At 54.8% G+C, this 20,556-nt stretch carries 13 protein-coding genes; 6 read left to right on the top strand and 7 right to left on the bottom strand.

The features are described from left to right. Positions 1-121 precede the first annotated feature (121 nt). The 3 genes from exbB to ACRQ84_RS12065 all read left to right on the top strand — a co-directional run bounded on the left by exbB (position 122) and on the right by ACRQ84_RS12065 (position 2,779). The gene (gene exbB / locus ACRQ84_RS12075) at positions 122-850 is read left to right on the top strand and encodes a tol-pal system-associated acyl-CoA thioesterase (protein WP_196762319.1); all 729 of its coding nucleotides are present in this window, start codon (positions 122-124) and stop codon (positions 848-850) included. A 5-nt stretch (positions 851-855) separates the two neighbouring features. Beyond that, on the top strand, positions 856-1,278 hold the full coding sequence (gene exbD / locus ACRQ84_RS12070; RefSeq protein WP_008103349.1) for a TonB system transport protein ExbD: 423 nt from the start codon (positions 856-858) through the stop codon (positions 1,276-1,278). Positions 1,279-1,459: 181 nt separating this feature from the next. Continuing rightward, positions 1,460-2,779: an MFS transporter gene (locus ACRQ84_RS12065; protein WP_483816191.1), complete on the top strand. Its 1,320-nt coding sequence runs from the start codon at positions 1,460-1,462 to the stop codon at positions 2,777-2,779. 499 nt (positions 2,780-3,278) lie between these two features. On the opposite strand, the gene ACRQ84_RS12060 is transcribed toward ACRQ84_RS12065, so the two are convergent. Genes ACRQ84_RS12060 through ACRQ84_RS12040 form a run of 5 tightly spaced genes read right to left on the bottom strand, consistent with a single transcriptional unit; the run spans position 3,279 to position 8,501 of the window. After that, on the bottom strand, positions 3,279-4,244 hold the full coding sequence (locus ACRQ84_RS12060) for a Csu type fimbrial protein (RefSeq protein ID WP_483816190.1): 966 nt from the start codon (positions 4,242-4,244) through the stop codon (positions 3,279-3,281). Continuing rightward, positions 4,241-6,676 (bottom strand): fimbria/pilus outer membrane usher protein, encoded by a 2,436-nt coding sequence (locus ACRQ84_RS12055; protein ID WP_483816189.1) that lies wholly within the window; start codon positions 6,674-6,676, stop codon positions 4,241-4,243. Before ACRQ84_RS12055 ends, ACRQ84_RS12060 begins: the two co-directional genes overlap by 4 nt. Further along, positions 6,676-7,371 (bottom strand): fimbrial biogenesis chaperone, encoded by a 696-nt coding sequence (locus ACRQ84_RS12050; RefSeq protein ID WP_483817921.1) that lies wholly within the window; start codon positions 7,369-7,371, stop codon positions 6,676-6,678. The genes ACRQ84_RS12055 and ACRQ84_RS12050 overlap by 1 nt, the downstream gene beginning before the upstream one ends. 28 nt (positions 7,372-7,399) lie before the next feature. Then, a complete protein-coding gene (locus ACRQ84_RS12045) occupies positions 7,400-7,894 on the bottom strand; it encodes a Csu type fimbrial protein (RefSeq protein WP_483817920.1) in 495 nt (164 codons plus the stop codon). 37 nt (positions 7,895-7,931) lie between these two features. Continuing rightward, positions 7,932-8,501 carry a spore coat protein U domain-containing protein gene (locus tag ACRQ84_RS12040; protein WP_064738508.1) on the bottom strand — a complete coding sequence of 190 codons (570 nt, stop codon included), beginning with the start codon at positions 8,499-8,501 and terminating at the stop codon, positions 7,932-7,934. A 548-nt stretch (positions 8,502-9,049) separates the two neighbouring features. Between ACRQ84_RS12040 and ACRQ84_RS12035 the strand changes: the two genes are divergently transcribed. From ACRQ84_RS12035 to ACRQ84_RS12025, 3 genes are all read left to right on the top strand, one after another. After that, the gene (locus tag ACRQ84_RS12035; RefSeq protein WP_483816188.1) at positions 9,050-11,152 is read left to right on the top strand and encodes a putative bifunctional diguanylate cyclase/phosphodiesterase; all 2,103 of its coding nucleotides are present in this window, start codon (positions 9,050-9,052) and stop codon (positions 11,150-11,152) included. Positions 11,153-11,310: 158 nt separating this feature from the next. Continuing rightward, the gene (locus tag ACRQ84_RS12030; protein ID WP_483816187.1) at positions 11,311-13,401 is read left to right on the top strand and encodes a putative bifunctional diguanylate cyclase/phosphodiesterase; all 2,091 of its coding nucleotides are present in this window, start codon (positions 11,311-11,313) and stop codon (positions 13,399-13,401) included. 190 nt (positions 13,402-13,591) lie between these two features. Next, positions 13,592-15,004 (top strand): aminotransferase-like domain-containing protein, encoded by a 1,413-nt coding sequence (locus ACRQ84_RS12025; RefSeq protein WP_483816186.1) that lies wholly within the window; start codon positions 13,592-13,594, stop codon positions 15,002-15,004. Here the strand turns inward: ACRQ84_RS12025 and ACRQ84_RS12020 are convergent. Together ACRQ84_RS12020 and ACRQ84_RS12015 are read right to left on the bottom strand one after the other, a co-directional pair. Continuing rightward, entirely contained in the window at positions 15,001-15,483 is a 483-nt protein-coding gene (locus tag ACRQ84_RS12020; protein WP_483816185.1) for a YlaC family protein, read from the bottom strand. The two genes, ACRQ84_RS12025 and ACRQ84_RS12020, sit on opposite strands and share 4 nt — an antisense overlap. 270 nt (positions 15,484-15,753) lie before the next feature. After that, positions 15,754-20,499 (bottom strand): Ig-like domain-containing protein, encoded by a 4,746-nt coding sequence (locus tag ACRQ84_RS12015; protein ID WP_483816184.1) that lies wholly within the window; start codon positions 20,497-20,499, stop codon positions 15,754-15,756. Positions 20,500-20,556: the final 57 nt, after the last annotated feature.

The following is a 20,556-nucleotide window of genomic DNA, read 5'->3' as shown; positions in this document are numbered from 1 at the left end:
TTGCTTTGTAAATAGTAATGAGAACCACTATCACTTCGGACGTTTTTTTTGCTATGATCCGCGCTTCAATCGTGAACTGTGCAACAGAAGTTGGAGATGCAGCGTGGTAGCCAGTGATTTGATGCAAACGGATCTTTCCGTTTGGGGCATGTATCAGCATGCCGATATCGTGGTAAAGATTGTGATGATTGGCCTGTTACTGGCTTCCGTTGTCACGTGGGCAATTTTCTTCGGTAAGTTTGCTGAGCTGAGCGGGGCGAAACGTCGCCTGAAACGCGAGCATCAGGCGCTGGGTGAAGCCCGATCGTTAAACGATGCTTACCGTGCTGCTGAAAACTTCAAAGGCAACAGCCACAGCGCTGTGCTGCTCAACGATGCGCAGAATGAGCTGGAGCTGTCCGCCGGCACTGAAGATCTGGATGGCATCAAAGAGCGCACCAGCTTCCGTCTCGATCGTCGCGTTGCGGCATTCAGCCGTCATGCCGGTCGCGGTAATGGTTTCCTCGCCACCATCGGTTCCGTTGCACCGTTTATCGGTCTGTTCGGTACCGTGTGGGGCATCATGAACAGCTTCATCGGGATCGCCAAAACGCAAACCACCAACCTTGCGGTCGTGGCGCCGGGCATCGCGGAAGCGCTGCTGGCCACCGCGATCGGTCTGGTTGCAGCGATTCCTGCGGTAGTTATCTACAACGTGTTCGCGCGTATGATTGCCAGTTACAAAGCCTCGCTGGGCGACGTCGCTGCACAGGTGATGCTGCTGCAGAGCCGCGATCTTGATCTCGGCAACGTCGATACCGCCAAAGAAGCCAACCGTCCAGCGGCGGCACAGAAACTGCGCGTAGGATAAGTATTATGGCGATGCGTTTAAACGATGACTCGGTAGGCGATGGCGAAATGCACGAAATTAACGTGACGCCGTTTATCGACGTCATGCTGGTTCTGCTGATCATCTTTATGGTCGCCGCGCCCTTAGCCACGGTCGATGTACGCGTAAACCTGCCAGCATCGACCAGCGCTCCGCAGCCGCGTCCGGAAAAACCGGTTTATCTCTCCATTAAGGAAGATAAGCAGATTTTCATTGGTAACGATGCGGTCACCAAAGAGACGCTGGTGAATGCGCTAACGGCGCAAACCGAAGGCAAGAAAGACACCACCATCTTCTTCCAGGCGGATAAATCAGTCGATTACGCCACGCTGATGGAAGTGATGGATCAGCTGCGCGAAGCCGGTTATCTGAAGATTGGTTTGATGGGCATGGAAACGGTGAAGAAGTAACCTCATCTCACCCATCTTGCCGTAGGGTCGCCATTCATGGCGACCTTTTTTTATGTCCCGCACTCAACTTGTTAATTCCTTGTTACTTTTGGTCTCATGTTTGTAAACTGCAATGGTGAAGAAGATCACATCTATTCCTGGCTTAGCGCGTTAAAACGGAAGAAAAACCAGGAAGGACAATATGAGCTCAAGTCACTCTTTACAAAAGTCGTCGCAGGGCGGTGCCAAAACCATCTTTAGCGTTACCAGCGGTAACTTTCTTGAGATGTATGATTTTATGGTATTTGGCTACTACGCCACGGCCATCGCCAAAACCTTTTTCCCCGGCGATGATCCCTTTGCCTCTTTAATGCTCACGCTAATGACCTTTGGCGCAGGCTTCCTGATGCGCCCGCTCGGCGCGATTATTCTTGGCGCTTACATCGACCATCATGGCCGCCGCAAAGGCTTGCTGCTGACGCTAGGTTTGATGGCGATCGGCACCTTAACCATTGCGCTGGTGCCCGGCTATGCCACGTTGGGTGCCGCCGCGCCGATTCTGATTCTGCTCGGTCGTCTGCTGCAGGGCTTCTCGGCGGGCGTTGAATTGGGTGGCGTGTCGGTCTATCTGGCGGAAGTGGCGCCGAAAGGGCGCAAAGGCTTTTATGTCAGCTGGCAATCGGGCAGCCAGCAGGTCGCGGTGATCTTCGCCGCACTGCTCGGTTTGGGTCTGAATCATCTGCTGGCGAAAGAGGCGGTCACCGAATGGGGCTGGCGTATTCCATTTGTGGTGGGCTGTATGATCGTGCCATTCCTGTTCTATATTCGCCGCATGCTGGAAGAGACCGACGCTTTTAGCCAGCGTAAACATCATCCTTCAATGAGCCAGATTGTGCGTTCGGTCGGGCAAAATTGGGCGTTGGTGTTGGCAGGAATGTTGATGGTGGTGACCACCACTGTGATGTTCTACATGATCACCGCCTTTACCCCGACGTTTGGCAAAACCGTGCTAATGATGAGCGATAAAGAGAGCTTTCTGGTGACGCTGTTTGTCGGCCTTTCCAACCTGTTCTGGCTGCCGATAATGGGTTCACTTTCGGATCGCGTGGGTCGTCGTCCGCTGTTGATCGTATGTACAATATTGATGATTGTTACTACCTGGCCGGTGCTGCACTGGTTGGTAGGATCCCCAAGCTTTGCCCGTTTGGTTGAAGCCGAGCTGTGGTTGTCGTTCCTCTATGCCAGCTACAACGGTGCGATGGTGGTCTATCTGGCCGAGATTATGCCAGCCGAAGTGCGTGCCACTGGTTTTTCAATGGCTTATAGTCTGGCGACCGCGCTGTTTGGCGGCTTCACCCCTGCGATATCGAGTTATCTGATTCATGCGACAGGTGATAAAGCAATGCCGGGCGTGTGGCTGTCATTTGCGGCGGTGTGTGGTCTGGTCGGCACCTTACTGATTGGCCGGATGGTAAAGCAGTATCAAGCGCGCCACGGCGCAGTTTCGCTAAGCGCGTCGTAAACCAGGTCGCCATAAATGGCGACCCTACAATGTATGCATCCGGATTTCGTAGGGTCGCCATAAATGGCGTAATGCCGATCAGTTAAGCACCAAGCCACTTTCGTTCGCCATCGGCTGGGGCAGTTTCAGCTATGCCGTGCGGCGACCGAGCAGAGGACGCCTGGCCGCGCCCTCTGCACTCCGGGGCCCTGCGCCAGCCCAGCCCGCCGCTGCGCGGTGCCTTCACTCATTCACGATTCCTGACGGACCGGCGGCGATTCGCTCCTGCTCAGCGCCGCCTCTCGCCGCATCCCTGCGGCTCGCCCTGGAATCCTTCACTCGCTCAGCGGGCTGGGATGTCGCCTCAACACCCACGCTAGAGCATCAATGCCTATTTTTTAATCACTGTCGCTGTAACGGCTGTAGGGTCGCCATTCATGGTGACCAGGTTACCGAGCCAATGCGCTGCTTAACTGATGAGCATTACGCCATTCATGGCGACCTGATCTTCATCTCCGGATTAAAACGACACATCCACCACCACGCTATCGGTGTAATTCCCCGCCGCCGGCGTATTCTGCGTGGTCAAAATCTGCGCCGTATAGGTGAAGTTGCGCGTCACGGTATCCGCATTCAACGATGTCGAGGTGCTGCTGCTCCAGCGATCGGTGCCGGTTGGCCCCCAGCGTGAGGTGGTGGTGGTGCCTTTGTAGATGTCATATGCCAGCCGGTTAGTTCCGCTCGCCATTTGCCGCGTGGTGCCGCTGTAATAACTGCCGTTGCTCAAACCCACGGTATAGGTGCTGCCTTTTGAGCACACCACATTAATCGTCTGCTGCACCGTGGAAAAACTTCTCACCAACGGCGCACTGCCAAAACTGACGTTCGGTGCGGTAATGGTGGTGCAATCGTTGGTGACCACCAGATTAACCGTAATCGGCATCGCCGTGCCGGGGCTGGTCTGCACCGTTCCCACGCACAATCCCGCCACGTTTAAACCGGCGCATACCGTATAACTGACGGTCAGCGTAATGGTGGTGGTATAGGAACCCGCAGCAATCACTTGTCCCGGCACGGTACGGAAATAGAGCGGAATGTTGAAATTGAGGCTGTTACCCAACGCCAGCAGCGAGGCCGAGCTCCAGCGATAGCTGCCGCCCTGTTGTAATTCGGTGGCGCAGGCGCTGTCGATACACAACCTGATTGGAATGTTATCGGTGCCGCCGCTGGCCGTTTTCAACACCGCGCGCGTGCCGCTGAGGTTTGAGGCGGTGGTGAAGGCATAGGTGATGTTATCGGAGCCCAGCAGAGAAAGCGTGCCCGATCCGCAGTTAACGTTGGTCGTGCTGGATGTGTTATTCACCGTCGAACCCACTGAAAACGTGGTGACTGAACCGAAGGTTGCGCTGGGTGCCGATAAGCTGCAAAGCGCATAGCTGGTGCCTGGCAGCAAAAACAGCGCGAGCAGCAGCAGAAGCTTTCTCATGGTGAAATCCCTGACTGTGAATTATCCGCGCTGCTCACCGCAGATCCCTGCGGTGGCGGTGGCAGCGGACAGGTAAGCGGTCCGTAAGTTTCGAGCGCTTTTGGCTGGCCGTGAGCAATATCCAGTTGTGTATCGCAGCTGCGGCCATCCGGCGTCACCACGTGAATCGGGTTATTGGCCGTGAGATCTTCCATCCACACAATGCCGTCCCAGCCGACATATTCGGTGGCCTGATTCGGACGCAATATCTGGCTGGAAATGGGAATCGGCTGCCCGTTGCTGTCGTGTAGCACCACGCTGGCCGCGCGCAAACGCTCCACCGGGAAGTTAAGCAGATAGCCGCTTTTGCGTTTCACGGCAAAGCGCTGTTCTACCTTCGGCGCAGTCCGATCGGCCGGTAAATCGAGGGTGTCGATATCGTATTTAGCGCCGTAATAACTGCTGATCGAGGGCACCAGCAGATAGCCCTGATTATCCGTGCGGCCCATCGTCTGGTTCTCATAACGCACCGTTACGTCCGGATAATCGGTTTTCACCACCACAAAGGCATCGTTGATGTCATTGGCGGCGAAGACGCGGTTATCCATTAACACCAGCGAGCCGGTGAAATCGGCCCATTGCGTTGTGTTGTCGTTATCGCCGTAGAAACCGGCCGAGGTATCAATTTTATTGTTGCGATAACGCAGGCTGGCCTGGCGATAATCGCCGCTGTCGCTGCCCTGGTTGGCCCAGGCGGCATCATAAGAGAAACCGCCGTCGGTTGGCATGGCACGTGACACATACAGACGCTGGCTATTGTTTCCTTGCTGATCGCGCTCCGTACTGACCGAGGCGCTGCTCTGCTCACCGAACGGGATGATCAGCGAAATCGCGCCGCTCCAGTTGCCTTGCGCCTGATCGCGGCTGGCGGAGACGTACAAACTGCTGTTGCCCCACAGATTTTTACTCCACGAAAGGTTCAATAACCGCGTGCGGTCACCGTTACCGCCGGCGATATCAAAATAGGCCAACCCAAGACTGCCGTAGTCACTCAGCGACACGCTGGCGGTGTACTGCGCGCTGCGGCGCGCCAGCGAATAGCTGGTGTTAGCGCTGTCGCCACGGCTGCCGACCAGCGCAAGATTACCAAAATCGACGCTGCGAATGATGTGCTGGGTTCCCAGGCTGAACCAACTGTTGTTGTACTGATAGCCCCAGCTATATTGCGTGCCTGGATTACCGTCCATCTGGCTCTGTGCCAGCGCGCTATTCACCACGCCAAAACTACCAAGCTTGAGCAATCCACCTGCGCCGCCCATCGCTACGCTGTCGCTGCCTTCCGCATGGCTCTCCAGCGTCAGCCAGTCGGTTAATCCGTAGCGATACGATCCGCTGGCGGCTGCTGCGCCGTAATCAAAATTCTGAATGCCGTAGTTTTCGCGTATCGCACCGGCGGAGAATGAGTAATCAGATAACCCTTGCTTCAGCAAACTGCTGGAGACATAAAACGGCAGCGTGGTGGTGATTTGTCGACCCACGGCATCGGTGGTGGTGATGACGGCATCGCCCGCACCATTAACGAAGGGCACGTTAGTGAGTGACCACGGACCCGGCTGTACCTCGGCCTGGGTGCTGCGGTAGCCATTAATAAAGAGATCAACCGAAGAGGGCACCGCTGCCTGGCCGGAAAAAGCCGGCAGCGGATAGGTCACCAGATCGGGTCGCACACTAAAGTCGCGTCCAATCTGCACGCCGCCGAGACGCACGCTGTTGCTCCAGCTCAGCGCATCCGTGACCAAATCCCCGGCGCGCCAGCTGATCACCGCGTTCTCATTTTCGTTGCTAAACCACGTGTCGTAGCGGATGTAACCTTCCTGCTGCCCTGAAACGCCCCCTTCCAACTGCTGTACGTAGACGCCATTGGTCGAAAACTGTCCAGCCGGACCGAAGAAGCGCAGCTCGTTCCAGCTGGAGAGGCGCGAACCGGCATTGTCGGTACGCGTGGCGTAGAAGTCATAGTTGAGCAAGGCGCCATTGCTGGCGCGGCCGGGAAAGCGCGGCGCATCCTGACGCTGGCCAATCGTTTGACCCGGCAGCCAGGCGGGCGGCACCGTCAGTAACAGGCGCTGGCGTCGTTCGTCGTACTCCACTTTCGCTCCGCTGAGTTGATTGACATCAATCTGCTGCCCTTGCAGTTTCTCTGCCGGAATTCCTGCGCGTTGCAGATCGCCACGTCGCAGCCAGAAATCACCGTTTTTGCGCTCAACCGGCACGATCTCGCCGCGTTGGCCCTGATTCACCACCAGTTCCAGCATGTATTGCTGACCGCCGGCATTATTCTCCAGCGCAGGCGGCGGTGGCAGTTCGGAGAACGTTTCCGCACTGCTGCTTATCGGACTGAGACAGAGCACACTGGCAACGGCCAACGCGCAGGGATGCGGCGTTAACTTCATCAACGCGCGGCAGCGCTGCTCCAGTGGCCTTTATTCATGTCAGCTGCCAGCTCACCGCTCACGCTGCTGGTTAATGGCCAGCGATTGCTGCTGTTCGCCAGCACGTAACCGAATAAGCCATTGCCCATTTTGCGCCCACCAATGGTGACGTTGCTTAAACGTGCGTGGCCGTTACCGCGATTGGTCAGCTCCAGCCAGCGTTTGCCGCCGCTGTTGACTTCCTGCCAGCTCAGCTGCGGTTTCGCCGTGTCGCGCGTGACGCCGTCGCCATACACGAAGAGCGGCACCGAATAGCGCATCTGGAAAGTGAGACCGGCCTGGTTTTCGCCCGGCGTGCGCGGCGTAGGGATCTCATCCAGCACCACGCGATACGACATTTCACGCCCGGCCGCGGGTGGCGTTTGTTTAATCAAGCGCACCAGCTGCCTTTGTCCCGGTTCAAGACGCACCATTGGCGGACTCGCCGCCACCTGTTGCTGTGTTTGATACTGTTCCTGACCATTCATTTGCTGCCAGCTGAAGATGCGCACCTGCATCATGGTGGTGGCATTGCCCCGATTTTCCAGCCACAGCTCGCTGGCTTTTTCTTGCGGATCGATAGCCGGATCGATGGGCCAAACCATCAGCGAGTTGGCGGCGTGCACCGCAGGCGTGAGTACCACAAGGAGCAACAGTAATCGGGCGCGCAGATTCATCTTCATATCATCCTTCTTATCACTGACGTCACCAACTGAGCGTGACGGTTAAAGTGTCGGTATAAGTCCCGGCGCGCGTCGGGCCGGGCAGCGTTAACAGGCCGTAAATCGGCAATGTGATGTTGTTGGCATTGCTGTAACTCAACGCCACGGCACTGTTCACCGGGATCGCCGTGGTATGCGCCGCATTGGTGAACAAGCTATAGGCCAGGGTATCGGTATTAGCCGTGTGTTTGAGATTGCGGGTGGAGGTGTAATTGCTGCCGCCGTTGATGCTCATACTCACGGCAGTGCCTGGCGTGCAGGCAAGAGTGATAGTGGTGCTTTGTACATAGCTGGCGCTGACGCTGCTGGAAGCCACGCCCGATTGCGTACCAAAATTAAGCGTGCCAAATACCCCGGTATTGGTACCGGAGACGACACAGCCTGCCACTACTGATGCTGAAACCTGAAACGTTGCCGTCGGCAACCCCCAGGCGGAGACGCTCCCTATCAGCAGGGCAAGGCCGCCTGCACTGTGCATCAACCGCTGCACTGCGGCCACCCTGATTATCCTTTCCTCAGTAATTCACCGCCACGTTAATGGTGTCAGTGTAAGTACCTGCCGGGATCAGCGGGTTAAAGCCGCCGCCCACCACGCGACCATAAATGGCGTAGTTGGTACCCAGCGTGGGGTCCGTAGTACCACTGGCGGCGATATTGGTGTTGTTAGCAATAGCGGTGGTAAACGCGGCGTCGCTATACAGCGTATAGGCAATGCCTTGGGTATTGTCTGAACCAAGGGTGAGGTAACGCGGTTGTCCACTCACTGTGCCATATACCGTAGACGGGGCAGTGTTACTGCTGGTGACTTGCACGTTGAAAGTTTGTCCGGTGGTACAGCGGACAAAGATGCCATTACCCGCGGCTCCGACCAGCGTGGCGTTGAGGGTATCGAAGGTTGCAGCGCTGCTACCAAAGTTCAGGGTACCAAAGTTAACCCCAGTCGTTGCAGATTGGCCGTTCACCAAACAGCCGGTGGTCAGCGTCAATGTAGCATTGATGGTTCCCGTTGTGGTGGCGGCAAAAACAGCATGAGGTACAAGTGCGGCGCTTAGGCTAGTTGCCACAAGAAAAAGCTTGAGTTTCATAATCATTCCTTACTGATTATCCAAGGTCAGTGCTTTTTCACCTGGTTATACATTTATGCAAATACAGCCAAAATCATGCAAGAGCCGGAACCGGCCAGACAGCGTAAGCGCCCGCTACCTAAGAAAATTCCTAGACGTTGGGTTAATAACTTATATCAGTTTTCTTTACTATAGATCAGCAAATCAAGCCTTGTACCGCAATGCTTCGTTTTTTCCCTAATCAATTCACTTTTTTCGCCGATAACTCAGTATTCGCAAGGGGTAGCGGGCAGTTAAAAAAACTAAACGGTCGATGATTTCTTCCTCTACCGCGCACATCGCTTCAATGTTATGTTCGTGCATTAATCAGATATTATTAATTTTTCTCTCAATGGCTGACGATGAAAATAAAAAAAACAGCATAACGACTCCAGAATTGTCCTGGTCGTTTTTTTTGTTGAGCTTCGCCGCAGGCGGTCATGAATCCTGCTTGAGCGGCGTTTTATCATCCTTGTCCTAATTTGACGACAGCGTACCTGCTCCGCAGCGGGTAAAGTTTAGGAGCGCACATGCTACTGGTTACCTGGGATAGCGTTCTGGTTTCCGTTTCACTGATTGTGGCTTTCATCGCCGCCTTTACCGCATTGGATACCGCCGGGCGTGTTGCCGTCTCACGCGGCTGGCTAGCAAAACTTTGGTTGATAGGTGGCGGTACAGCGATGGGCATCGGGGTGTGGGCGATGCACTTTATTGGCATGCTGGCGATGATGATGCCGATGACCATGCGCTACGATGTCGAGCTCACCGTTCTCTCATTGCTGGTGGCAATAATCAGCGCCATCTTCGCTTTCGCGCAGGGCGTGCAAGGCAGTCATCTCACCCGCCGGCGCTTAGTGCGCGGCACTCTCATACTCGGCAGCGGCATCATTGTCATGCACTACCTCGGTATGAACGCGCTGATGATTGAAACCCCGATTCGCTGGAATATGCCGTTGGTCGCGCTCTCGGTACTCATTGCTTACGCTGCATCTGGCGCGGCATTGTGGCTGGCATTCCATCTGCGCCAGGGCGAAAGCCTGCTGCTATTGCGCGCTGGCGCGGCCGTACTCATGGGCATTGCGATTGCGGGGATGCATTACACCGGCATGGCCGCAGCGGAATTCATCTTGCCGATGACCATGCAGCATCACGGTGCGAGCGAAGAGGGGCTGGCGGTATGGGTCACCATTATCACGTTGAGCATTTTAGGACTGATGCTGCTGATCTCGATGCTGGATGCACAGCTACGTGCTGCTCGTCTCGCGGCCAAACTCAAGCGCGCTAACAGCGAACTGCGCCAGCTGGCGATGCACGACAATCTTACTGCGCTGCCAAATCGTGTGATGCTGGATCACCAGCTCACCACGCAGATCAAACAGGCGACGCTGCAGGACGAGCACTTCGCCTTGATGTTTATGGATCTTGACGGCTTTAAAGCCGTCAACGATACGTGGGGCCATCACGTCGGTGACCGCTTGCTGGTTGCGGTTGCTGAGCGCTTGCGTGTGCAGGTGAGTGAAGAGGTTCTGCTGGCGCGTCTGGGAGGCGATGAATTCGTGTTGCTGTGTCCACAGTTCCATATCCATCAGGCCACCAGGCTGGCGCAACAACTCGTCCAGGTGATTGATGCGCCTTTCGATCTCGATCGTTATTCGCTGCGCGTCTCGCTCAGCGTCGGCATTGTTATCTTCCCGCTGCATGGCCGCAACCAGCAGGAGTTGATGTTTAATGCCGACTCCGCCATGTATCACACCAAACACAGCGGCCGTAACGGCTGGTGCCTGTTTGAACCGGCGATGAGTGCCGTGGCGCAGCATCAATTGGCGCTCGCTAACGATCTGTGGAACGCGCTGGAATATCAGGAGATGCGCCTGTTCTATCAGCCAAAATTCCGTGCGGGCGGCACGGTGTTGATGGGCTTTGAAGCGCTGTTGCGCTGGCAGCATCCGCGACGCGGCCTGCTCATGCCGGATATGTTTCTGGCGCGCGCCGAAAAAACCGGGCAAATTGTCGCGCTAGGAAACTGGGTGGTGAATGAAGCCTGCCGCCAGCTGAAACAGTGGCACGACGCAGGCAACGGTGACTGGACTGTTTCGGTCAATCTTTCGGCTCTGCAATTTCAGCAGCGCGATCTTATCGATAGCGTGCGTCAGGCGCTGCAGCGTCACCAGATTCCTCAGGGCATGCTGATGCTGGAGATTACTGAGAACATCGCCATGCGCGACCCGCAGTTCAGCCAGCAGCGCATTGCTGAATTGCATCGGCTAGGCGTGAAAGTCGCGATCGATAATTTCGGCATCGGCTACGCCAATTTGCTGCATTTGAAACATCTGGAAGCCAGCGAGCTTAAAATAGATCGTTCATTTATCAATAGTCTACGTGCCGGTAGCGAAGACGCCGCTGTTGTCAGTGCCATGCTGACGCTGGCACAAACGCTAAACCTGCGTATGGTCGCAGAAGGCGTTGAAACCGAGGAGCAGCAGCGCCTGTTAACCGGGTTGGGCTTCGACACGCTGCAAGGGTATCTGCTCGGCAAGCCGACACCCGCAGAGCGTATTGGCGAATTTACCGCTGCGCTTACCGTGCCGCTGCCGTTTACCGATAACGTTGTATCGATGGCTGGCGCGCAATAAACAATTTTTATTTTCTTCCGCATCGGAAGGTTTCATCGTTCAAAGACTCAGATCGGCGGGCTCGCTGCCGATAATTCCTACAATAAAACCAACAGATTCCACCTATTTAATAACAACACCACAGCTGACTTACACCGGCTTTAACTTGGGAAATCACTATGTTAGTGACTTCGTACGACTCGTTTACCGTCATCGTCTCGATCCTGGTGGCGATGCTGGCCTCGTTTACTGCGCTTGATATGGCAGGACGCGTGGCTTCCTCAACTGGCAAGGTGGCGCTGGTTTGGTTATTCGGCGGTGGATTCGCCATGGGCATCGGCATCTGGGCGATGCACTTCATCGGTATGTTATCGATGAGCCTCAACATGGTTATGAGCTACGACCCAATGCTAACCGTCACCTCCATGGTGGTGGCGGTGCTGGCCTCGGTTTTTGCCCTGTGGCTGGTGTGCTCAACCAGTACCTTGCCGTGGTCACGACTGTGTGGCGGCGCGTTGGTGTTGGGTTCCGGCGTGGTGGCCATGCACTACACCGGTATGGCGGCGCTGATGTTTTCCCCTGGTATCACCTGGAATTGGGGCTGGGTGGCGGCATCGGTGGCGATTGCGTTGGTGGCCTCGGGCGCTGCGCTGTGGCTGGCGTTTAACCTGCGCGAAGGACATGGTCGCGTCACGCTATTACGCCTTGGCGCGTCAGTGGTGATGGGCTGTGCGATTGCCGGCATGCATTATACCGGCATGGCGGCCGCCAACTTCCCGATGCAAAGCCACGCGACGCACATGGGCGTCAACAGTAACTGGCTGGCGGTGGTGGTGACGGTAGTGACGCTGGCGATCCTCGGCATCACCTTGCTGGTCTCGATGCTGGATGCACGTCTGCAGGCGCGTACTTCAATCCTCGCGCACTCGCTGGCTGAGGCCAATCGTGAGCTGGCGCAGCTGGCGCTGCACGATAACCTGACGCGTTTGCCTAACCGCATTCTGTTAGAAGACCGCCTGGAGCAAGCCATCAATAAAGCCAACCGCGAAAAGTCGCAGTTTGCGCTGATGTTTATGGACCTCGACGGTTTCAAAGCGGTTAACGATGCCTTTGGTCACCACGTTGGCGACAATTTGCTGATTGGCGTTACCGAGCGCATGACCGACCAGATGAAAGGGCACTACACGTTAGCGCGCATGGGCGGCGACGAATTTGTGCTGCTGCTGGAGATTGATGATCCCAACGATGCCGCAGCCGTAGCCGATACGCTGGTCAAAGCGGTGGATCGTCCGTTCGATATCTCGCGCTATGAGCTGGTGGTGTCGCTGAGTATTGGTATTGCGGTCTATCCCGGCGATGGCAAAGACGAGCGCGAGCTGATGTTTAACGCCGATGCCGCCATGTACCACACCAAAAACAATGGTCGCAACGGTTACACTTTCTTCCAGCCGTCAATGAATATGCTGGCGCAGTCGCAGTTGCAGCTGAATAACGATTTGTGGCAAGCGCTGGATAACCAGGAGCTTCGGCTATTCTATCAACCTAAATACTGCGCGCCGAGCGGGCCCATCCTCGGTTTTGAAGCGCTGCTGCGTTGGCAGCATCCAACGCGCGGTTTGCTGGCACCCGACACTTTCCTGCCGATGGCGGAGAAGACCGGCATGATTGTGAGTATTGGCAACTGGGTGATCAACGAAGCCTGTCGTCAGCTGCGCTCCTGGCATTTGCAAGGTCATCCCCACTGGTCGATTGCGGTGAACCTGTCGGCGCTGCAGTTTGAGCAAAACAATCTGGTCGAAACCGTCACCGAAGCGTTGGCGCATCACCAAATTCCCGCCGAACTGCTGACGTTGGAAGTGACGGAAACCACCGCCATGCGCGACCCGGAAGAGAGCGTACGCATTCTCACCGAACTGACCAACATGGGCGTGAAGGCATCGATTGATGATTTCGGCACCGGCTACTCCAGCTTGCTGTATCTGAAGCGTTTACCGGCTAGCGAGCTGAAGATCGATCGCGCCTTCGTCAATGAACTACAGGCGAATTCTGAAGATGCCACCATCGTTTCAGCGATTGTTGCGCTGGCGCAGTCGCTGCATCTTAAAGTGGTCGCTGAAGGCGTTGAAACTCAGGATCAACAGGCGTTCCTCACCGGTTTGGGCTGCGATACCTTACAAGGCTATTTGCTGGGCAAACCGGTACCGCCGGAGCGGATTGCCGAACTGCCGAATTTCTACGAGGACGTGTTAGAGCTGGAGCGCATGCCTTAACGCTATTGATTCCCTCATCCCAACCTTCTCCCACAAGCGGGAGAAGGAGCCGATCCAGCACTTTGCACTTTTCTCATCCCAACCTTCCCCTGCTTGCGGGTGTTCTCCCTCTGTTCATTCCCTCTCCCGCTTGCGGGAGAGGGTTAGGGTGAGGGAAACTAGCCGCCAAATCCTCTACATCGGAGTTCGGGTGGCGAAATATCAGCAGTTGGTAGAGCAGCTTCGCACGCAGATCGAGGCGCGCATCTGGCCGCCGGGCGAGAAGCTGCCTTCGCTACGCCAGCAGGCGGAGCAGAGCGGGCTGAGCCTGATGACGGTGATGCACGCCTATGAAGTGCTGGAGAGCCAGGGTTGGATCGTCTCGAAGCCGCAATCGGGTTATTACGTGGCACCGCGCGCCGCCGAAAGTCGTCCACGCCTGCCGACCCAGGAAATCGCCAAAACCGATCAGGCCGATACCAACAGCTTTGTGTTTGACGTGCTGCAAGCCACGCGTAATCCCGCCATCATGCCATTTGGCTCCGCCTTTCCCGACCCAGAACTGTTTCCCCAGCGCCAGCTGATGCGCTCGCTGGTGAAAGTCTCGCACAACCTTAAACCCACCGATGCGCTCAACAATTTGCCGCCGGGCAACGAAGCGCTGCGTAAAATTCTGGCGCAGCGCTATGCGCAGCAGGGCATCACGTTGTCGCCGGATGACATCGTCATCACTAACGGCGCGATGGAAGCGCTCAATCTCAGCCTGCAAGCCGTTACCGAACCTGGCGATTGGGTGATCCTTGAAAATCCGTCATTTTATGGTGCGCTACAGGCGATTGAGCGCCTCAAGCTGAATGCGATTGCCATTGCCAGCGATGTCGAAAACGGCATGGATCTGGAGGAGCTGGAGCAGGCGCTGCAGCGCTGGCCGGTGAAAGCCTGCTGGCTGATGACCAACCGGCAAAATCCGCTCGGCTTTACCCTGAGCGCCGAGCGCAAACAGCAGCTGGTGGAATTGCTGGCGCGCTACAACGTGGCGATGATTGAAGACGATGTGTACGGCGATCTGTATGAAGGCCATGACAAACCGCTGCCCGCTAAAGCCTTTGATCGTGACGGTAACGTGCTGCACTGCGGCAGTTTCTCCAAGAATCTGGTGGCGGGATTTCGCGTGGGGTGGGTGGCGGCGGGACGCCATGCGCAGCGTGTGCAGCGCATCCAATTGATGAGCACGCTGTCGACCAGCGCGCCGATGCAGCTGGCGCTCGCCGACTTCCTCAGCACGCGCAGTTACGATGCGCATTTGAAGAAGCTGCGTCAGACGCTGGCAAAGCGCAAGCAGCTGGCACAGCAGGCGCTGCGCCGAGTATTACCCAATGACGCCAGCATCAGCGATACGCCGGGCGGCTATTTCCTGTGGATTGCGCTGCCGGCGCACATTAACACCACGCAGCTTTATCATTTGGCGTTGCGCGAGGGGATCAGCATTGCCCCCGGCCAGCTATTTTCCAGCGGCGACGGCTTCAGCCACTGTTTCCGCTTCAACACCGCCTGGCCGTGGGACACACGCGCCGAGGCGGCGGTAGAGACGTTGGGCAAACTGATTGCCGGGTTAAAGGGCTAAACGTGGGCCGCCTGCTGGTGGCCCCAGGTGAGATAGTAAACGTCGTAGAAATCCACTTCACCTTTCTGCTTCATCAGACGATCAATACCGCTGCGCACGCGATCCGGGGTGTGCGGGTTATCCAGAATCTTATCCAGCGCCTGCTGAGAAACCGGCTGCACATAATACCATTCGCCGTTGTAGCAAACGCGCAGATCCAGCGTATCAATATCTTCAAAGCGGTACTTCGGATTGATATCCATCAGCATCAGCACGCTCATCACCAGCACAAACACCGTGGCAAACCAGAACGCCGGCCAGCCGAGCATCTCGGTGGTGAAGATCAGCGCAACGCTGAGTGCGTAGCATAAGTACATAGCGGCCCAGAGTCCGGGGTGTTTTTTTAAAAACGAGAAGCTAAAGCGTGGGCGATTATCACGCAGTTCGTCACGGTTCAGCGTATCGATTTCGTCGAGCAAGATTTGTTTGATCGCGTCCATTGTTCACCTCTAATTATCACTGCCTGCCAGTAAAGCACATAACAGTGAAGCGAATTAGAGACAGATTGGTCAATTTTTTGTATAACAGTTTATGTTACAGCGGTGGGAGAAGATTGCATTGATAAGAATAAATATAGGGAGCTGAATACAGTCTCACTTTTAGAGCATATTGGTAATATTAACCAGAGGCTTTAAAAGATGATAAATAAGGGCCATGAAAAGCGGCCCTTATTTATAGTGTTGCTATTTTTTTATTTTAAATTTGAACGCTTAATGTTCAATCTTAATGTCTTGCTGAACTAATAGATCCAAATTTCTTTCATCGTTAACAAAAACAGTATATTCAGCTCCTGCGATAGTGATTAACCCTACCTGCTCCGCCCAGCTACCGATTTCCTCTTCGGATATAATATCTTGCCATGATAAAACGGAGGCTTCATCTCCAATAATGATGACTTGCTCATGATCATTAGCAATGAAAAGATTCTTTTGGCTTTGAACCAAAATATCATCTAAAGTGATTTTTTTTATGTTCTCCGATGTTTGCGTAATATCAATGATGCCATCGTGATTTGTCATCGACTCTGGAGTTTGAATAGCATTGCTTTGGTCTTTATCAACAACGGAAATTGAAATATTATCAATGCTAAAGTCATTTCCTGATGTTAAATCACTTGCATTTATAAAGGAAATTTTTACTAAGCCACTTTTGTCAGCAATATAGGTTCCGGTATATAGGGTTTTTGTTGTGGTCTGCTGAGATGGACTAATAATCGTCTTTCCGTCTACATTGAAACCCAAATATGAGCCAGCACCCTCGTTTGTTGTCTGGCGAGTCGCCTCATACGAAATGTAATAGGTTTTTCCATATGCAACTTCAATGTAATTATAAGCGACCTCACCAGAAAGATCATGAGATCCATTATTCGTGATGCTTCCCATTGCCTTAGTTCCATTATGATATTCCCATTTTCTAACCGTTAGGTTATTATTAAATTTATATCCACCACTTGCCTGCCAATCTTGAAAAGTGCCATCGTCAAAATCCCAAGTGTAGGATTTTGCTATAATCGGAGGAGTAATCTCGATGGTAAAATTAACGGAAGGATTCGATGCCTTATTAAAGGCCTTAAAGTTCCAGGTATCGTAAGGCAGTATCGTCGGCGGCGTCCACTCCCAGTGTCCGCTGTTGTCGGCAACCACCGAATAACCCTCGTTGGTGGGTTCACCGCTGCGCCAGAATGCAATATGCACGACGCTGTTCGCTTCGGCACTTCCGTGCAGCGTTGGCGTGATGTCATCGGTAATGCCGTTGTGTAAAACCTCACGTTGCTCTCCATCAAAGTTATCCCACGCATAATCAATGGTGGGAACATAGCTGTCAGCGGCAACGATTTTGAGTGCGAAGTTTTCTGCGGAGGGGTCGCGCGTCAAGGTGCTGCTCGCCTGAAACTCGTAGCTGGCCGGTATTAGTTGGTCTGAATCGTAGCTCCAGCGCCCGTCTGCACCGACGTTGACGCTGTCCAGCACCTCCCAGGTTCCCAGCACATTACGGTAATGCAGATACACCACGCTGTTGGATTCGCCGCGTCCGTGCAGGGTTGGCGTGCGGTCGTCGGTAATGGCTCCGCTGGTCAGCAAGCCGGTAAGGGCACCAAAATCGTCGTACGCGTGGGTAATGCTGGCTTCGCTGCCCGGCGTAAAATCAATCTCCAGCAGGAACTCGTCGCTCCAGCCGCCGCCCGCGTTGGCGCGAAACTCCCACCGGCCTTCGCCGAGCGCCGGAGGCGTCCAGCTCCAGTCGCTGCCGTTCAGCAGCGCGTTGCCGCCGTCCGTCCACGCGCCGGTCCCGCTACGGTACTGAATGCGCACCGTGCTGCCGGCGGGCGCGCTGCCGTGCAGCTCCGGTGTGGCATCGTCGGTCAGGCCGCTGTTCGTCAGCGTACCGGTGTAGCTGCCCACGTTGTCAACGGCGTGGGTGATGTGCGCTGAACCGCCGGGCAGCGGCATTGCGTCATCGCCGATTTCAATCACGAACGACGCCGATTGTTTGCTGGTGTTGCCCAGTTTGTCAGTGGCGGTGGCGGTGAGCGTGTGCGGCCCCTCGCTTAACGAAACCTCAATTTGCCAGACGCCGTTAGCAGCGGCGGTTACGCTGCCGAGCAGGGTGCTGCCCTCGTAGATTTTGACGATGCTGCCGGGCTCGGCGTCACCGCGCAGCACCGGACGGCGGTCGTCGGTTTTCTCGCCGTAAAGGCGTGCGCCGGTGTTGCTGCCCGCATCATCAACGGCAAGTTCAATGGCAGGAACGTCGGGTGCGGTGGTGTCGATGTGTAAGGTAAACAGCACCGGTTCGCCAATCAGGCCGGAGATTTTAATCGCGTGAATCGAGATGTTGTGCAGGCCTTCATCCAGCGGCTGCTTAAGGCTAAAGCTGTAGCTGCCGTCTGGCTGAATGGCGGCGGTGTACTTATCATTATCAATCCAGATCACCACAATGCCGGACTTCTCACCGGGCACGCTGCCGTTGAAGGTGGGCTGGGTATTTTTCGTCCAGAGTTCGGTGCCGTTACGGGTGATGGCGCTGCCGAGTATGCCAAAGGAGGGAATATCGGGCGGTGAGGTTGGTATTCCATCATCAACAGGAGCGGCATCCGTTTCAGGGATAGTAACGTTTACGCCCTCCTGAACCAGTAATTCAGCCTCGCCATTTCTGTAGACGTGATAGTTAATGCCAGCAATGGTGACAAAGCCCGCCTGCTGCACCCAGAGCGTATTGGGGTTTCCGTCCGGGTGAATATCCTTCAGTGAAAGGCTGGCGTGGCGGTCTCCTTTAATCATTACCTGATTTAACTCATGGGAGATAAACAGGTTATTGCGACTTTCGGTAATAAGCTGGCTGAGGAGTTTTACTTTGGTACTTTCGTCCATATTGGAAATATCAAGCACGCCGTGCTGATCATGACTGTTTTCTGCCACTTCTTCAGTATTATTCTTTTTGGAAGAAACAGCATTGACGCTGATATCATCGATGCGAAAATCATTACCATTATATGATGGTTCATTATTTGTGATGGCTATTTTAACTGTTTTTGTTTCTGTTGCAATATAGGTTCCAGTAAAGACATGCCATTGCGAGGTGTTTGTTACATTCTGATGATTAATAACTAGTTTATTATCAATTGAAAAGCCAAGTTTTGCTGCCCAGCCATCAGTACCATATCGAAGTGCTTTAAAACTCACCTCATAAGTAATGCCTGCTTTAACTTCTATATCACGATAGATGACATCTCCCTTATAATTTCTATTTAAAATCGTTTGGGCGCCTAAACTAATTATATTAGTTGTAGTTACTAAATCTGAACCCGACTCCTTGGAATATTCCGTGGCAAGATGCCAGCCCTGAAGTGTATTATCATTAAAATCCCAAAAATAGGATTTTACCGGGGTTATTTCCAGCGAATAAACGGCTGAAGGGCTGGCAGCCTGATTATACACTTTAAAATTCCAGGTATCGAAGGTGAGAATTTTCGGTGTCGTCCATTCCCAGTGTCCGTTGCTGTCAGTCTTAACGGAATAGCCCGTATTAACAGGTTCCCCGCTGTGCCAGAATTCGATATTAACGATGCTGTTCGCTTCAGCAGTACCGTGCAGCGTGGGTGTCGTATCATCGGTCTTTTCATTATGTAAAACCTTGCCAATGTTCTCTCCAGCGTTATCCCACGCATAATCAATGGTTGGGACATAGCTGCCTGCGGCAACGATTTTCAGCGCAAAAGGTTCTCCTTCGGGGGCGCGCGTCAGGGTTTGGCTTACCTGAAATTCGTAGCTGCCCGTTACCAGGCTACCTGTATCGTAGCGCCAGCGCCCGTCTGAACCGACTTCAACGCTGTCTAGCACCTCCCAGGTTCCCTGGGTATTGCGATAATGCAGATACACCACGCTGTTGGATTCGCCACGTCCGTAAAGGGTTGGCGTACGATCGTCGGTGATGGTACCGCTGTTCAGTAAGCCGGTGTCCGTACCAAAATCGTCATACGCGTGGATAATGGACGTTTTGCTGCCGGGCGCAAAGTCAATCTCCAGCTGGAACTCGTCGCTCCAGCCCGAACCGGCGTTAGCGCGAAACTCCCACTGGCCGGTACCAAGCGTTGGCGGCGTCCAGCTCCAGTCGCTGCCGTTCATTAACGCGTTGCCGCCGTCGGTCCACGCGCCGGCTTCGTTGCGGTACTGAATGCGCACCGTGCTGCCGGCGGGGGCGCTGCCGTGCAGCTCCGGCGTGGTGTCGTCGGTCAGACCGCCGCTGGTTACCGTACCGGTGTTGCTGCCCACGTTATCAACGGCGTGAGTAATTTGTGCCGCGCCGCCGGGCAGCGGTTCCGGTGCCGCGCTGTCATCACCAATTTCAATTACGAACGAGGCCGATTTTGCGCTGGTGTTGCCGAGCCTGTCGGTGGCGGTGGCGGTCAGCGCATGGCTGCCGTCGCTGAGGGAAACCTCCAGCGCCCAGCTGCCGTCAGCACCGGCTTGAGCGCTGCCGAGCAAGGTGCTGCCTTCATAGAGTTTCACGATGCTGCCGGGCTCGGCGTTGCCGCGCAGTACCGGATCGCGGTCGTCGGTTTTTTCATCAGACAGGCGCGCGCCGGTGCTGCTGCCCGCATCATCCAGTACAAATTCAATCAGCGGCGCATCGGGCGCGGTGGTATCAATATGTAAGGTAAACAGCGCCGGTTCGCCAATCAGCCCGGAAATTTTTATCGCGTGGATCGATATGTTGTGCAGGCCTTCATCCAGCGGCACCGGCGGCGTGAAGGTGTAGCTGCCGTCGGGCTGAATCGGCGCGGTGTATTTCACATCATCAATCCAGATCACCACGATACCGGACTTTTCACCCGGCACCGAGCCGTTGAATCTCGGCTGGGTTTTTGAGGTAAAAAGTTCGGTGCCGTTGCTGGTCGTGCTGCTGCCCAGAATGCTGGGCGAGGGGGAGTAATACTGTTCGTTTGAGTGCGTCATCTGTGGTTCCTCGGAATCGAATTCAGGGATACGAATTTTCCGATGAGTTGAGAATAT

It is taken from the genome of Pantoea sp. E2023-21 (assembly GCF_051302795.1).
Taxonomy (GTDB): domain Bacteria; phylum Pseudomonadota; class Gammaproteobacteria; order Enterobacterales; family Enterobacteriaceae; genus Pantoea; species Pantoea ludwigii_A.
The sequence above is the reverse complement of the archived record's forward strand: the minus strand, read 5'-3'. Positions and strand labels throughout refer to the sequence as shown.